A 16,539-nucleotide genomic window follows, 5' to 3' on the forward strand; every position below is an offset into this window, starting at 1 on the left:
TATTATCTTTCTTTAAATATTTGCTCAATTATTTTCTCCGTAATTAAATACGTTGGTTTTACTCCTGTAGTTCCTAATCCTCCTGATGCTAGAGTACTTCCTGTTTCTAATGGGTTATCAGAAGCATAATATGCGTATCTCACTTTAACTTTAGAACTTATACTACTTCTAAGTTTTGAGGCTGATTGTATTGCCTTTTGATAATGTGCTCCTTCCATTTCTAATCCAATTACATTCCAAGTAGAGTCATGAAAAAACTTTAGGATATCTCTATTCTGTAGCGATGTTCCCAAGACAGTAATCATAGCTCCATCATAGATATCAATTCCGTGACCTTCTAACTCTTTCTTTTTTAGTTGATTTTTAAATGGGTAATTATCCGCTGTGCCTTCAAAAACATGAGCAGATGGTATCATAATATCTCCTTTTCCTCCTTCTAAAATACCTGCTTTACCCATAATAGAGATAGATTTTACATCTAGGTGCGTTTTTACTCCTTGAAGAGTCATATACGGCTTTAAGAGTTCATCCATCGTTTCATATGCTTGTTCTCCAAACGCATAATCCATTACAACAATTACAGGTTTATCATTATCTTCAAGATCTACAACTAGGTCTTTATATGTTTCTTCATTATACTTTGCTATATCAAATATCTGAACATTAATATTAGCTCCACTCTGATCTTCTATATAGGTCATTCCTTGTTGCAAAGCTACTTTTCTTACTTTTGCTCTTAAACGATCATTTTTATTATCGCTTAAGGATTCGTAAATATCAAAAAGTGTTTTATTCTTTAGTTCGGTTTTTAAAGCTGTAGGAACATATAGTGCATTCATAACACTATGCATATTAGCGCTAATGATATGAATTGGGCGATCAAGCAAGTTTAGCTCTTCTAGCTTCTTTTTTATTGTATTTGCCCAAATTTCTCCATGAATATGATGTCCTAGTCGTTCTCTTAAAACTGGGCTAAAAGTCACTGTTCTTTTCTGATCTTCAATAGATTCTTCTATCGCTAGCTTACCTAACCAATAAATAATATCTAAAAAGCGTTCTTTGTTTTCTGGGCAAGAAAAATTACTGTATACAGAAGATACTTCTTCAAAAGTTCTCCCTAAAATATTAGCAGTATGTGTTAAAGCAACTTCTCTTTCTGCTTGGGTCAACTCTTTTTTCGACAATACTGCTTTTTCTAGTTTCTGCCAATCACGAATTACATTACCTTGATCATTAATCACCACCCGATTCATAATCTTATGTGATTCTATGAATAAAAATGTAAGATGTGTAAGAATATCATATATTTCTGACCGCCCTCTAGTAATTTCAATATTCATCTGCTCTTCATCTATTCGATAGCAGTTTCTACGTCTCTTAGGGGGCACTATCGCTACAAAATGAGAGTTTTTATATCCTTCATCACTAGTAAGGTTGATATAACGGCATTCTTCTATACCAAATGGTAATCGGTCTATAACGTACAGCAACCCATTAAGCTCTACTTTTTCTTCGGCAACAGATCCGTAAATCTCTGGACGAAGTGTTAACAAAGCTTCTCTAAGAGTATCTCCAGAAACTCCCATGGGCTTATAGAAACCTCTATTAAAAAGGTGACGCATGGTAATATACATACGTTCTATTGCGTTGGAACTTTCCTGAGCTCTGGTTCTACCTTGTAATATTAAATTATTTGCCATAAATTTTTCGTAACAAATATAGTTTATTTGTCTATCATTGTAACGAGCGCATCTACAATATTTCTGTCATTAGAAAGTCTTGGTAGTTTATTTTGTCCTCCTAACTTACCAATGGATTTCATATAATTTTTAAACCCATCTCTAGGAACAACAGTAATTTTTAATGGTCTTAATATTTTTCCTTCGATTAAGTCATTATAATATGAGTTTTGTTTCCTTAGAGAATTTTCTATCTCCTGAGCCAATGTATTTATATCTTCTGGGGTTTCAACAAATTCTATAAACCACTCATGATAAGGTAATTCATCAGTATCTGGAGTAACTTGTGGTGCTACAGTAAAATCATTAATTAATATACCTGTTGCTTCTGCTCCATCTTTAAGTGCTTGATCAACTTCCTTTCCTATCACATGTTCTCCAAATGCCGAAATAAAGTGTTTTATTCTACCAGAAACAACTACTCTGTATGGAGAAATGCTTGTAAATACAACTGTATCCCCTACGTTATATGCCCATAATCCTGCATTGGTAGAAATCAGCATGACATAATTAACATTTTTCTCAACTTCACCAATAGTTAATCTTTTTGGATTTCCTTCAAAAAACTCATCTGCTTTCACAAATTCATAAAACATACCTGAGTCTAATTGTAATAGCATTCCTTTTTCATTTTGTTTGTCTTGAAATGCAAAAAAACCCTCTGATGCTGGGTATAATTCGATACCTGCTACTTTTCTTCCTATTAATTTCTCGAATGTAGCTTTATACGGTTCATAATTTACTCCCCCGTATATAAATAGTTCAAATCCTTTAAAAAGCTCTCCTATTCTTTTGTTAGCTTTTTGTTGTAATTTCTCAAAATACATCTGCACCCATGGTGGAATACCACTAATCACAGTCATATTCTGATCTATAGTTTCTTCTACAATCGCGTCTACTTTTTGTTCCCAATCTTCAATACAATTTGTTTCCCAACTAGGCATTCTATTTTTTTGAAGATACTTAGGAACATAGTGCGCTACAATTCCTGATAGTCTTCCTAAAAAGATACCGTTCTTCTGCTCCATTTCTGGGCTTCCTTGTAAAAAAATCATCTTACCGTCTACAAAATCAGTTTTCCCTGTTTCTTGTATATAGCATAAAATAGCATTACGTGCTGCTCTAATATGGGTTGGCATCGAATCTTTGGTTAATGGAATATATTTTGCTCCACTTGTCGTTCCTGAAGTTTTAGCAAAATACAAAGGTTTTTCTGGCCATAGCACATCACTCTCCCCATTTACAACACGATCTACATATGATTTTAACCCTTCATAATCTCGTATGGGTACATTTTTAGCAAAATCTGAATGCGTTTTAATAGCATAGAAATCATGATCTTTTCCAAAAGCAGTGTCTTTAGCTGTTTCTAATAAATTTTTAAAAACTTTTTCTTGAGTTTTTATAGGGTTTAAAGCCCATTTATCAATTTTTTTACGAATCCGATTGGCTAAAACTTTGGCTCCGATTGCTTTTAAAGACATAAGTAATTATTGTTGAAAATCAATAAAATTTGATGGATCTGTAGGATATCCATCTCTCCATAATTCAAAATGTAAATGAGGTCCTGTAGATAATTCTCCTGTAGAGCCTGCTGTAGCAATTACTTCTCCTGCTTTAACCTGCTCTCCTTGTTGTTTGGTTAAAGAGGCATTATGCTTATATATAGTAAGTAAATTATTACTGTGTTTAAGTATAATTACATGACCCGTTTCTGCGGTCCATTCAGCAAAAATTACAGTCCCTGCGGAAGCTGCTTTTACTGGTGTGTCTTTAGGAACAGCTACATCTATTCCATAATGTTTTTCATTTACATTATAAGTAGAAGTAATATTACCTTTTACTGGTGGAAACAATGAAAAATCAGAATTTGATTTTTCACTTTCAAATAAACTGTACTTATCTTCTTTTGATACTTCTTCTCTAAGTTTTATATCTTGCTCCGAAGGTTTTAGATTAACTTCTTCTGGATGTAATTTTTGGGATTGTATTGCAGAATCAATATCAAACTCTACTGTTTTTACATCTCCCGTAAGTACTTTTTTGATTGACTTATAGTATTCTTTATTAACTCTTATTACTGATTCTAAAGAATCAGTGGTTGCAGCTAGTTTTGTTGCTCTAAGATTTAATGAAGTAGAAGAATACCCAGGTATATATTCTCTTAATGGAGTAAAGGCAATTAAAAAAGTAGTTCCTGCAATCAAAACTATTGAAGTAATAGTAAGCATTACAAAAACATTTAGCCTATTTAACTTAAATGATATCCGCTCCTCAAAAGTATCTTCATTAAGGATAACTAAGCGATACTTATTAAGTAGCTTTTTAGTAATTTTCTTTTGTTCTTTATTCTTTTTTGCCATAGATCACACCTTCTATAGAGAATGCTATCACATCGGTATCATTAATCGCAAATATACATAATCTACTAATATGAATCCCTCAATGGGGGATTTTGCAATCAAAGATTATAGTCTTCACAAAAAGGAATAAATAAAGCTTTAGTTGATAAGAAATTAGTTGTTTTTTCTACTTCCTTATTTAAAATATTAAAAAACAAATGTTTAGCTTAAATTTCTTTGTGTAAAAAAATAACATTTGTTGTATATATTAGACAACAGCATTTATATCAAACATTTAAACCTTAACTTAATGACATTGGGAGCAATCCCATCAGAAATTTAAGCGGTATAACCTTAGATTCAGAAATATAATCACCATCTTATATCGTTAAAGGTTACTTTAATTGTGTAGGTTTAATCATTTCTTACTAACTTTGTACTCTAATAGTTAAGATCATGATATTATCTAGTATATTTTTAGGAATGATTGGCCCATGGCAAATTGCTTTAATTGTAGGAGCTTTATTACTTTTATTTGGAGGAAAGAAAATCCCTGAATTAATGAGAGGGCTTGGTAGTGGTATAAAAGAATTTAAGGATGCTACAAAAGAAGAGGAAGAGGATCCTAAAATTGATGAGAAAAAATAATTTTTATATTTACATAATTTTATAACAGAAGAACCCAATTCATATGAATTGGGTTCTTCTGTTATAAAATATCGAGGTGTTAATCAATTAAAGAAAGTTGAATTCTCTTTCTACTTATATCAACCTCTATTACAGTTACTTTAAGGTGTTGATTTAATTTCACTATAGTATTCACATCACTAATAAATTCGTTTGCTAATTTTGAAATATGAATTAATCCACTTTCTTTTATTCCTATATCTACAAAACAGCCAAAGTTTGTAATATTGTTTACAATCCCTGGTAATTTCATTCCTGTTTTGATATCTGCTATCGTTTTTACATTAGGATCAAACTGAAATATCTTGGCTTTTTTTCTGGGATCTACACCTGGTTTTTCTAGTTCTTTTACAATGTCTGTTAGTGTAGGAATTCCAACTTCGTCAGTCACATACTGTTGTATTATAATGTTTTTAATTACTTCTTTATTACCTATTAATTCACTAACAGGAACTCCTACATCTTTTGCCATTTTAGAAACTAGCTTATATCGTTCTGGATGTACTGCTGAGTTATCTAATGGGTTTTTAGGGCTTGTAATTCTAAGAAATGCTGCCGCTTGTTCAAAAGCTTTTCCTCCTAGTCTTGGTACTTTTTTTAATTCATCACGAGATTCTAATGCTCCATGTTCTGATCGATACGCTACAATATTCTCTGCTAATTTCTCTCCAATCCCCGATACATAACTTAATAATGGAACACTTGCCGTATTTACATTAATCCCTACACTATTTACACAACTCATTACCACAGTATCCAACTCATGCTTAAGTTTGGTTTGATCTACATCGTGTTGATACTGTCCTACTCCTATAGATTTAGCATCAATTTTCACCAATTCTGCAAGTGGATCTGCAAGCCTTCGTCCTATCGATACTGCACCTCGTACGGTAATATCATAGTTAGGAAACTCTGCTCTGGCTATTTTGGATGCAGAATATATAGATGCACCACTTTCATTAACCATAAATACCTGAATAGGGCTCTCAAAAGGAATTTTCTTAATAAATGCTTCTGTTTCTCTAGCTGCAGTACCATTACCAATTGCAACCACTTCTATCTTATACGCATTGACCAGAGACCGAATTTTTTTAATTGCTACCGTAGTCTCGCGTTGTGGAGGGTGAGGATAAATATTCTCATTATGTAATAAATCTCCCTGTTTATCAAGACAAACGACTTTACATCCTGATTTAAAACCAGGATCCAAAGCTAATATTCTTTTCTGTCCTAAAGGAGAGGCTAATAGTAATTGTTGTAGGTTTTGTGCAAATACTTTGATTGCATTATCATCTGCCTTTTCTTTAGATTGATTTAATGCTTCTGTAGCCATTGCTGGGGCTAATAATCGTTTATATGCATCAGAGATTGCTAAAAATATATGATCCGTACAAGGTGCTATATTTGTTTTAATCATGATATCATCTATGATATCTAGCGCATCATTTTCAGGAACCGTAATCTTTACACGTACTACTTTTTCTTTTTCGGCTCTTAATATCGCTAATAAACGATGTGACGGACATTTATGCAACGGTTCTTCCCAATCAAAATACTGTTGGTATTTCTGTGAATCTTCTTCCTCTTTTTTTGTTTTAATTACCGTAGAGGTTATTGTAGCTTTACGCTGATATAACCTCCGTAATCTAGTTCTAATCTTTTCATCTTCATTAATCCATTCTGCAATTATGTCTCTTGCCCCCTGAAGAGCCATATCTTCATTAAGGATGGTATCATTTAAGTATTGTGAAGCTACAAAAAAGACTTCTTCTTCTCTTTGCTGCATAATAATCTTAGCCAATGGTTCTAATCCTTGTTCTTTGGCAACGGTTGCTTTTGTTTTTCTTTTTTTCTTATAGGGTAAATATAAATCTTCTACTGCAGTAAGTGTCTGTGCAGATCGTATCCGTTTCTCTAATTCTGTTGTTAAAACTCCTTGTTCTTTTATTACTACTAGTACACTTTCTTTTCTTTTTTCTAATACTTCAAAAGCGGTTTTATATTTTACAATTTCACCAATAACAACCTCATCAAGATCTCCTGTCATTTCTTTACGATATCTCGCAATAAATGGAATGGTAGCCCCATCATCTAAGAGAGAGGTAGTTTTAATAATTTGTTTTTCAGAAATAGAAACATGCTTAGCTATAAACGAAACAATACTCATATAAGTCTTTTTTTGGAATCGATAAATATACTGTCTAATTCAAAACATTATTTTATCCTTAAGAAAAAGTTTTCTACAATCTAAAAATGAATGATATTCATTTAATAAAAACTAGACACAAATACGTGTATCTACTATCCATTGAAATTTTATTTAATACTATGTTAGAAGAACTATTGAAACTTCACCGTTTTCATAATAGCTTCTAGTTCAAACATATTATCTCTTTTGCTTATTGAAGGAGCAAATACAAAACCTTCTAGGATAATTAATCTATTATTAGGAGTATCTTCTATTACATAATTTACAAAAGGCCCTGCCATAAAACGATCTTTTATTTCCCAGGTTCCTTTAGTTTCAAATGTAAATTTATTATCTAATTTAGTTTTATATAGGTAAGGTGCGTATGCTTCTTCTGTAATAAAATTACCTACTCCGGATGTAGGGATTTTTATCTTACCAATAGAATCTCTCATTTTTATAATACTAGAAACGGTATTAGAATCTTTAGAGACTGTTCCTAATGGTAATTCATAGATCAATAGATTCATACTTCCTTGAGAAATTGTTTTTCGTATCCAGAAAAATTTATCTTCTTCGACTGCTATGCGATATGCTGAGGGAATCAATACATTAATTCCTAGTTTTTCTTGTAGTTGTGGGATTTTCTCCAAAGACTTTTTTATTCGCCTTTGTTTTTCTTTGGTTTCTGTAGTTTTATATTTTGAAACGATTGTTTCGTAATATTTTAGAAGGGTATTAATAATCTCATCATCAGTATTTCCAGAAATTACAATACCTAACTGTGGAGTTGCAAACTTATTAATAAGCACTTTATAACTATCGCTTTTTGTCTTCTCTTTTTTAATCCAAAGAAATGTACGGTTTTTTCTTGCTATACCAGAAAAAACTTCTTCTGGAATTTGACGTATCGAAAAGATAGGTTCTTCCTGTGGCAATCCTGGCACCTCTGCTCCAAAGTATTTTCTGATAGTATCACCAACATTACCTTTCCATAGTTCATTACTAATTGCTATAGAAAGTTCATTTATTCTTCCTACAGAGTGCGCCATAGATCCCTTAATCCTAGGTTTCTTATCTTTCTTAGTCTCTGTGCAACTAATGATACACAATAAACAAATAATTGCAAATGATAATTTTCTCATAAGATGATGCTATTTAGTGATTATGATTTCGAAATTTTCAATTTCATCCCTGGTTTTATACCACTACCACTAATATCGTTCCATTTTTTAAGATTCTCGACAGATATGCCTTTTAATTTTTGAGAAATACTCCATAGGGTATCTCCTGTTTTAACAGTATAGGTTTCTGAATGGCTATTATTAACCACTTTAGTTACTGTTTTAGTCGTCTTATTAGATTGATGCACTATAGGTTTACGAGGGTGAATCGTAAGACGTTGCCCTATTCTTAGGTTATTACTTCGCAAGCCGTTCCATCTTTTAATCTGGCTTACTCTAACGCCATATTTTCTAGCAATTTTTCCTAGATAATCACCACTACGAACCCGATATCGGATTCGATCATTAGCCTCAAAATATTTAGGCATTGGTTTTTCTCGCTTATCAAATTCTGCTTTAGCTAAAGTATATATTTGATCTTCATTGGCTACAAAAGATCCTATCTTATCCAATGGCAATCGTAGTACATAATCTTCATCTTTTATATTAGGAATAATATCTAGCTTATAAGAAGGATTTAAAAATTGTAACTCTTCTATATCAATATTCATATATTCTGATACTTGATCTAATGAGATCATTTGTTTTACTCGTATTGTATCAGTTTCAAAATATGCAAACTTAGGTTTTCTTGGCTTAAAATTATGCTTATCTGCATATTCAAAAATATACATCGTAGCCAAAAAAGCAGGTAAATATCCTGCAGTTTCTCTAGGGAGATTATGTCTAATATTCCAATAATTTCTATATCCCCCACTACGACGAATAGCTTTAGTTACATTTCCTGGTCCAGAATTATATGATGCTAATGCAAGATCCCAATCTCCAAATATTTTATATAAATTCGCTAAGTACTTGCATGCTGCTTTGGTTGCCATAATAGGGTCCATACGCTCATCTACATAAGAACTTACCTCTAAACCAAACATCTTACCAGTTCCAAACATAAATTGCCATAATCCTGTAGCTCCTACTCTAGATTTTGCTCTGGGTTTAAGAGCCGATTCTACAATAGCTAAATATTTAATTTCTAATGGAATGTTTTGATTATCTAATTCTGTTTCGAACAAGGGAAAATAAAACTCACTCAGTGCCATTAATCGCTCTAAGTGTTTATGACGATTTTTTAAGTATCTCTTAATCACACTCTCTAATGCAGGATTATAGGCTACATTAAAAGGAGTTCGTGTATTCAATTCTGCTAATCGTGCCTTTAGTGTATCTGTAGGAAGATCAACATAGGGTACTGGTTCATACTCTAGTTCTCTAACCGATTTATAGATCGTATCATATAGAGAAGAATTATATAATTCTTCTTTCCATAGAGAATCTAATTCTGCCATCTTAGGATAATCATTCGCTACATATACTGTGCTATCCTTTATACTTGTTAACCCTATAGTAGTCGTTTGTAATTCTCCTATCGGTTTAATAATCTGAGTAGTATCTACTACAGTAACCTGTTCTTGCTGTAAACCTATATTTTCTTGAAGCAAAATTTCTTTATGCTCCTTATTCTCATCAGGTGATTGATTTTGTTGTACTGTTTCTTGCCCCATTAAGGAAGCTGAAAGGAATAAAAAAGAAAGAAATACTGAGCAATAGTTCATCATCATATAAATACATTTACTTATAAATTTTTCAAAAAATTTGGGAGGTTTACTATTTTGTTTTCTGTAGTATGAATACTAACAAAGGCGAAAATCGCACTTTTTTTTGTAAACCACAAACAATCAAAGCGTTAAAAACACAAAAAAACCAGTTAAAAAACTGATTTTTTTGTGTTTTCGTAAGAAATACATGTTTTCTTACAAGTTATATTATTCTTCTATTGCTGCAATCCCTGGTAATGTTTTACCCTCTAAGCTTTCTAACATCGCTCCACCTCCTGTAGAAACATAACTTACTTTATTACCAAATCCAAACTGTTTTACCGCTGCTACAGAGTCTCCTCCTCCTACAAGAGAGAACGCTCCTTTTTCTGTAGCTTCAGCAATGGAGTGTCCTAAAGCTATAGTTCCTTTAGCAAAGTTTTCCATTTCAAAAACTCCTAGAGGTCCATTCCATAAAATAGTCTTTGATTTTAGGATTACATCATGAAAGTTTTTCATTGTTTCTGGTCCTGCATCAAGTCCCTGCCAGTTATCTGGGATCGTATCTACATCAATAACCTTAGTATTTGCATTATTATCAAAAGCATCTGCTCCCAACACATCTACAGGAAGATGAATTTGCACTCCTTTTTCTGCTGCTTTTTTCAAAATATCTAAGGCTAGCTCTTGCTTATCATCCTCGCATATAGAACCTCCTATTTGTCCTCCTTTTGCTTTGATAAACGTATAGGTCATTCCTCCACCAATAATTAAATGGTCTACCTTATCAAGAATATTTTCTATAATCGTAATTTTTGAAGATACTTTAGACCCTCCTAAAACAGCAGTAATTGGTTTTTCTCCACTTTTTAAGACCTTTTCTATACTATCAATTTCTTTTGCCAATAAACTACCAAAACATTTATGCTTTGGAAAAAATTGTGCTACAATAGTCGTAGAAGCATGTGCTCTATGGGCTGTACCAAAGGCGTCATTAACATAGATATCTCCTAGTTTTGATAATTGCTCTGCAAAAGCAACATCTCCATCTGTTTCATTAGAATGAAATCTTAAATTCTCTAGTAATAAAACCTCTCCTGGATTTAATGCTGCAACGGCATCTTCTGCCTTCTGACCTACACAATTATCCACATACTTCACTTGCACACCAACAGTATCAGCAACCTTATCCACAATATGTCGTAATGAAAATTCATCTTGTACTCCTTTTGGTCTACCTAAGTGAGACATTAAAACGGCACTTCCACCATCTTCTAGCACTTTAATTATAGTTGGTTTCGCTGCTTGAATTCTAGTATCATCTGTTACTTCAAATTTTTCATTTAAGGGTACATTAAAATCTACTCGGATTAATGCTTTTTTATTTTCAAAATTAAAATCGTTAATTGTCTTCATATCGGTGGATTGGTTTTCATGAACGAAAATAATTCTATTTCGTCAAAAACATTGAAATCTGATAGAAAAATTGTCTGAAACCTAACCTAAATTTTCACTTTTATTAAATTTTTAGAAAAAAAGCTATTTAAATAAAAGAATCGTACTCTAATTATGGTCAATACTATTTTATCGTTTTTTTATAATTATAAGGTTTCAGAAAGGTTATAATAAATACAGTATGCTTTTATATCCCCGAAGATACAACTGGAATATAAAATGAATTCTTTGGGGATAAGTTTATATTAAAAAAAATATTTCTATCTTGTATCTGTAAAAACATAAAGCAACTAATTATGAGTAATTTATCTGCACAAACACCAAAAAAAACTACAGTAATTATTAGTCTTGTACTTATTCTTTTAGGTCTTTTTGGTTCGCACATTCATCCTATATTGATAGAAAACAGTACTTGGCTTTTATTAGGGGGGTATGTATTTCTGCTGTTAGGTGTTTATTTAAAAGGGTTATAATTTCTCCCTTCTAAAACCCTATTTTCATTACGGTTCGTCTACTGTATCATAACATGTTAGATATAATATAAGGGTATACCCATGAAACATGAGGAATCATATCTATAAAATATTTCTATTTATGTTTACCTCTTTTTAAGATTCATTTGGTGTTATTTGTTTTTTATTAGGTTTTAAACCTATTAGATTCATTTTCTTTTTTACGTATCTATTATATTTGCCAATGCTTTTCTCAGAAATATTAGGTTTAAAACATATCAAAAGTTATCTAACCACTAGTGCTACTCGCCAAAGAATACCTCATGCACAGCTTTTTGTAGGATCTAATGGTAGCGGAACCTTACCTATGGCTATTGCCTATGCGCAATATGTCTTATGTCAAAATCAGGATAATGAAAATACTGGAGGCAATCAGGCTTGTAATATAAAGTTTGATCACCTCGCACATCCTGATTTACATTTTATATACCCTGTCGCTGTAAATGATAAAGTAAAAAAACATCCCAGGTCGGATCATTTTGCCGAAGAATGGAGAATTTTTGTAAATGAAAATCCATACGGTAGTATTTTTGATTGGTATTTATCTCTAGGGATCGAAAAAAAGCAAGGGCAAATTGGAGTGGATGAAGCTCTAGAAATTGTAAAAAAGCTTTCGCTAAAAAGCTATGAAGGAGGATATAAAATAATGCTAATCTGGATGGCGGATAAAATGAATATCGCTGCTTCTAATAAACTCCTAAAGTTAATTGAAGAACCCCCAGAAAAGACATTGTTTATATTGATTACAGAAGATGAAGAACAACTTATACAAACCATAAGATCTCGATGCCAAGTAATTCATTTTCCTCCCTTAGGAGAACAAGTGATCAAAGAAGCACTACAGACAAGAGAAAATATACCCGAGAACAAAGCCTTAAAAATTGCACATCAGGCTAATGGAGATTATAGTAAAGCACTACATTTATTACATCATGATGGAGGTGATGATCAGTTTGAAGAATGGTTTATACAATGGATCCGTACTGCTTTTAAAGCTAAAGGAAATAAATCCGCAGTGAATGATTTAATATCTTGGAGCGAATCCATTGCAGGAACAGGAAGGGAAACACAAAAGAAATTCCTGAACTACTGCTTAGACTTTTTTAGACAAGCCATGTTGCTTAATTATGGTGTCGAAGATTTAGTGTTTTTTGAACCTACTACCAAAGGTTTTAAATTAGAAAATTTTGCGCCTTTTATACACGGAGCTAATATTATGGATATCTCTAAAGAGTTACAAGATGCCGCGTATCATATAGAACGTAATGGTAATGCAAAAATCATTCTTACTGACCTCTCTATAAAACTTACACGATTACTTCATAAAAAAGCAAGCTAATACTACCCTCTTTAAAAACTACTACCTATGGATAATTTTATAACCAATATTGTTTCAATAACGATCTTATTATTTCTCCTAATCACTTTTTTGCAATCAGGCATTGATAAAATAGTAGATTGGTCAGGAAACCTCAGCTGGCTAAAAGAGCATTTTGCTAAAACCTTTATCAAAGGAATCGTACCACTCCTTCTAAGTATCATTCTAGCTATTGAAATCATTACCGCCATCTGTGCTATTATAGGAATCTATTATTTAATCATCGATAATCAAACCTATTTTGCTATTCTAGCCATGTTCTTATCCTGTATGACCTTATTAATGTTATTATTTGGGCAAAGAGTAGCAAAAGATTATCAAGGAGCATTAACGATCACCTGTTATTTTATAGTAGCCGTATTTGGGTTATATATCATCTCTTTATAAGGTATCGTATCTTATACTAGCACTTATAAAAAGTATACCTAAGGGGGGTACCCCACCTCAGCACTCGTTCTACCCCTCCCAGAGGTAGTTAGAACAGATAAGTTACCGCTTAGAACTGATATTGTATCGAATCGAACTGATCGACTCACCCTTATTTTTGATCCATTAAGGCATCGAACCCATTGTTACATCCTTATTTTTGATCCATTATGGGTCGGCGACCCATAAAAAGGTGGTTCGAAGTACTTTTTTATCACTTCCAACCACCTCAGTGACCCTTGGAACTACTTCGGGTAGCTCTACAATCATCTCGATGACTCTTCTAACCACCTTAGTGATCCTTACAACCATCTTAGTAATCCTTAGAACTACCTCGGAGAGCTTTAGAACCTTCTCCGGCACCCTTAGAACCCTCCTTAGTAGCCTTAGACCCCTTATAAACACTATACCTCTGTAGAAGGATCTTGCTTAGTTACTGAATTTCCTTTTTTAAACAATACCTTCATATCCTCATACACCGACTTAGCACCCGGTTCATTTTCTCCTGCCAGAAAACGCATCATACGATAAAAACTTAGAGAATTCGTATAATTATCATAATCCAATAATGTCTTAGTATCCACCAACTGCTGCGATTGGAGTTGCTACCTTTATTCGGACAGATATTTAAGACAGTTTATGTTTAAATAAATATCTTAGAAAAATGAAGAAACGATTTTACAGTAAAGAATTTAAATCAGAAGCTGTTCGGTTAAGCTATCAGCGAGAAAACATAAAAGAATTAGCCGATGAATTAGGAGTTAAAGTTGATAGGATTTATCGTTGGCGTAAGCTAGATAGTGAAGATGGAGTTTCTAAAAAAGCTTCTAAACCACCTTCTTCTCAAATAGATAACCAAGAAGTGAAGGAGTTACGTAAAGCTCTTAAAGATGCTCAATTAGAACTAGAGATCTTAAAAAAGGCCGTTCACATTTTCTCCAAGAGCGATGGAAAATCTATCAATTCATAGTTTCATATAAACATATGTATTCCATTGAGAGAATGTGTAAAGTACTAAAAGTTAGTAGAAGTAGTTATTATAGATGGTATAGTAATGGCCCTTGTAATAGGGTTTTAGAAGACCAGAAATTAACTTTGGAAATAAAAAATATCTTCTATGATAGTAGACAAACTTATGGGAGTCCTAGAATTAAACAAGAACTTCTTAGAAGAGGGTATAAGGTATCCAGAAGTAGGATCTCCCGATTAATGAAATCTAACGGGTTAAGAAGTAAATTAAAAAAGAAATATAAGATTACTACAGATTCAAATCATTGTTTTCCCATATTCAAAAATCATTTGGATAGGGAGTTTAACCCCAAGAGATTAAATCAGGTTTGGGTCTCTGATATTACTTACATTAAAACCAATAAAGGATGGTTATATTTAACAACATTAATTGATCTTTATGACCGTCAGGTGATAGGTTGGTCATTGAGTACTTCTTTGTTTACTGATCAAACCATAGTACCCGCTTGGAAAATGGCAACTTCTAAAAGAAAAATAGAGGCGCCTTTACTTTTTCACTCTGATAGAGGGGTTCAATACGCAAGTAAAGAGTTTAGAAAAGTTGTTACTACTAATAAGTTGATTACCCAATCCATGAGTAGAAAAGCTAATTGTTGGGATAATGCAGTAGCAGAATCTTTCTTTAAAACATTAAAAGCAGAACTTGTTTACCATCATAGTTTCAAAACAATACAAGAAGCTAAAACAGCTGTATTTGATTACATAGAGGTCTGGTATAATAGGAAAAGATTACATTCTTCTTTGGGATACAAAACTCCAATAGAAGTTGAAATAGAATTTTATAAACTTAAAAATGTAGCATAGGTCTTAGAAAAATTGTCCGAATTTATCTTGCAAGTCCATTGATGCCTTGTCACGATCACAGACACAAAGAAAATATATCTATAAAGATTTTAGCAGATTCTATAAAGATGAAGATGGTAACCTGATCGAAGATAATTAAGACTATAACAAAACAATACAAAAAGCTCTCTATAAAAATTAGAGAGCTTTTATATTCTACATTTATATATCAATAATTAGATTAATAGGTACATCCACAATTACTCTGTCTACATCCAAAATCAAATCCTAAGGTTATCATATGCGATCCTGCTGCAGTACTGGGTTGTAATACCTCATTTACATTAACCTGATACCCATAGGCTACATAAAAGTTAGCCTTTTTAATTCCTACCATAGGAGAAACTGATAAAGGTTTAAAATCCTGATCAACAAGAGATCTAAGACTAACACCTAGCCAATAGTAATCTCCACGATGCATTTTTCGAACCTTTAGATTAAGATCTGTTGTAGAACGACCATCACCAGAAAAACTTTGGTATAATACTGATGGCTCTACTTCGATGTCACTAAATCTATGATAAAAAGTATATCCAGAATACACATAGTAATTTTGTATCTGCGAAGGCTCAGTAGGATTAAAATCATCAATTTCTTTCTGTAATAAATTCACTGCATTAGCACTCAAAAAGAATCTCCCTACTCGATATAATAATCCAACATCAAAATTAGAGTCATTTACACTTATATCTCCTAAACCTGGATTAAAAGGGGTATCGGGATTACCATTGTTAAATTTTGATGCATCAATTCCGAACTGAGTAAACTTATAACTGATCCCAAAAGATAAGTATTGATTATTATATTCACTTAGTGTTAAATGATGTGCAAAAGACAACTGAACCCCCTTCTGTGAGGTATTTCCATTTTTGTCATTAAATAAAATGGCTCCTATACCAGAACGATCAGATATTCTACCATCTATTGATAGTGATTGTGTTCCTGGTGCATCTTCTATATTTACCCATTGCTCAAAACCGGAAGCCCTAACCTGCCAACAGTCTCCAATACCCGCATATGCAGAAGATATTAAATATGGGTTATCTGCTATATACTGGTTTTGTACAGGAGCAAAAAACTCCTGTGCAAAAGTGCAATAACTTGCCAATAGACTAAATATTACAATATACTTTTTCATCTAACATTAAAAATTACAGATCATTA

General features: G+C 32.6%; 15 protein-coding genes. 6 read left to right on the forward strand and 9 right to left on the reverse strand.

Going from position 1 to position 16,539, the window contains the following annotated elements; translation table 11 throughout:
- Positions 1 to 2: 2 nt before the first annotated feature.
- The 3 genes from N456_RS06290 to N456_RS06300 are packed head-to-tail and all read right to left on the reverse strand — an operon-like array spanning position 3 to position 4,102.
- Complete coding sequence (locus N456_RS06290; protein ID WP_062055057.1) at positions 3 to 1,700, reverse strand: DUF6909 family protein; 1,698 nt, start codon at positions 1,698 to 1,700, stop codon at positions 3 to 5.
- 23 nt (positions 1,701 to 1,723) lie between these two features.
- Positions 1,724 to 3,223, reverse strand: a complete 1,500-nt coding sequence (locus N456_RS06295; protein ID WP_062055059.1) for a GH3 auxin-responsive promoter family protein — start codon at positions 3,221 to 3,223, stop codon at positions 1,724 to 1,726.
- A 6-nt stretch (positions 3,224 to 3,229) separates the two neighbouring features.
- Complete coding sequence (locus tag N456_RS06300; protein WP_062055061.1) at positions 3,230 to 4,102, reverse strand: M23 family metallopeptidase; 873 nt, start codon at positions 4,100 to 4,102, stop codon at positions 3,230 to 3,232.
- A gap of 435 nt (positions 4,103 to 4,537) precedes the next feature.
- Between N456_RS06300 and N456_RS06305 the strand changes: the two genes are divergently transcribed.
- Complete coding sequence (locus N456_RS06305) at positions 4,538 to 4,729, forward strand: Sec-independent protein translocase subunit TatA/TatB (protein ID WP_062055063.1); 192 nt, start codon at positions 4,538 to 4,540, stop codon at positions 4,727 to 4,729.
- 79 nt (positions 4,730 to 4,808) lie between these two features.
- On the opposite strand, the gene N456_RS06310 is transcribed toward N456_RS06305, so the two are convergent.
- The 4 genes from N456_RS06310 to N456_RS06325 all read right to left on the reverse strand — a co-directional run bounded on the left by N456_RS06310 (position 4,809) and on the right by N456_RS06325 (position 11,148).
- Positions 4,809 to 6,935 (reverse strand): Tex family protein, encoded by a 2,127-nt coding sequence (locus N456_RS06310; RefSeq protein ID WP_062055065.1) that lies wholly within the window; start codon positions 6,933 to 6,935, stop codon positions 4,809 to 4,811.
- 173 nt (positions 6,936 to 7,108) lie between these two features.
- A complete protein-coding gene (locus N456_RS06315) occupies positions 7,109 to 8,101 on the reverse strand; it encodes a DUF4837 family protein (protein ID WP_062055067.1) in 993 nt (330 codons plus the stop codon).
- A 20-nt stretch (positions 8,102 to 8,121) separates the two neighbouring features.
- Positions 8,122 to 9,750, reverse strand: a complete 1,629-nt coding sequence (locus tag N456_RS06320) for a lytic transglycosylase domain-containing protein (RefSeq protein ID WP_148639220.1) — start codon at positions 9,748 to 9,750, stop codon at positions 8,122 to 8,124.
- A 210-nt stretch (positions 9,751 to 9,960) separates the two neighbouring features.
- Positions 9,961 to 11,148, reverse strand: a complete 1,188-nt coding sequence (locus N456_RS06325) for a phosphoglycerate kinase (protein WP_062055072.1) — start codon at positions 11,146 to 11,148, stop codon at positions 9,961 to 9,963.
- A 335-nt stretch (positions 11,149 to 11,483) separates the two neighbouring features.
- On the opposite strand from N456_RS06325, the gene N456_RS24275 reads away from it, so the two are divergent.
- From N456_RS24275 to N456_RS06335, 3 genes are all read left to right on the forward strand, one after another.
- Entirely contained in the window at positions 11,484 to 11,660 is a 177-nt protein-coding gene (locus N456_RS24275) for a hypothetical protein (RefSeq protein WP_158447835.1), read from the forward strand.
- Between the two features lie 223 nt (positions 11,661 to 11,883).
- Positions 11,884 to 13,038 (forward strand): DNA polymerase III subunit, encoded by a 1,155-nt coding sequence (locus tag N456_RS06330; RefSeq protein WP_062055074.1) that lies wholly within the window; start codon positions 11,884 to 11,886, stop codon positions 13,036 to 13,038.
- 27 nt (positions 13,039 to 13,065) lie between these two features.
- Positions 13,066 to 13,464 (forward strand): hypothetical protein, encoded by a 399-nt coding sequence (locus N456_RS06335; RefSeq protein WP_062055076.1) that lies wholly within the window; start codon positions 13,066 to 13,068, stop codon positions 13,462 to 13,464.
- 443 nt (positions 13,465 to 13,907) lie between these two features.
- Here N456_RS06335 and N456_RS24035 read toward each other — a convergent pair whose 3' ends face one another.
- Positions 13,908 to 14,087: a hypothetical protein gene (locus N456_RS24035; protein ID WP_148639214.1), complete on the reverse strand. Its 180-nt coding sequence runs from the start codon at positions 14,085 to 14,087 to the stop codon at positions 13,908 to 13,910.
- An 80-nt stretch (positions 14,088 to 14,167) separates the two neighbouring features.
- Here N456_RS24035 and N456_RS06340 point away from each other — a divergent pair, with 80 nt between their 5' ends.
- Positions 14,168 to 14,473 (forward strand): transposase, encoded by a 306-nt coding sequence (locus N456_RS06340; protein WP_033566529.1) that lies wholly within the window; start codon positions 14,168 to 14,170, stop codon positions 14,471 to 14,473.
- Positions 14,470 to 15,336 (forward strand): IS3 family transposase, encoded by an 867-nt coding sequence (locus tag N456_RS06345; protein ID WP_240315472.1) that lies wholly within the window; start codon positions 14,470 to 14,472, stop codon positions 15,334 to 15,336. Before N456_RS06340 ends, N456_RS06345 begins: the two co-directional genes overlap by 4 nt.
- A 220-nt stretch (positions 15,337 to 15,556) precedes the next feature.
- On the opposite strand, the gene N456_RS06350 is transcribed toward N456_RS06345, so the two are convergent.
- Complete coding sequence (locus N456_RS06350) at positions 15,557 to 16,513, reverse strand: PorP/SprF family type IX secretion system membrane protein (RefSeq protein WP_062055077.1); 957 nt, start codon at positions 16,511 to 16,513, stop codon at positions 15,557 to 15,559.
- Between the last annotated feature and the right edge of the window lie 26 nt (positions 16,514 to 16,539).

This window comes from Aquimarina longa SW024 (genome assembly GCF_001401755.1).
GTDB lineage: Bacteria > Bacteroidota > Bacteroidia > Flavobacteriales > Flavobacteriaceae > Aquimarina > Aquimarina longa.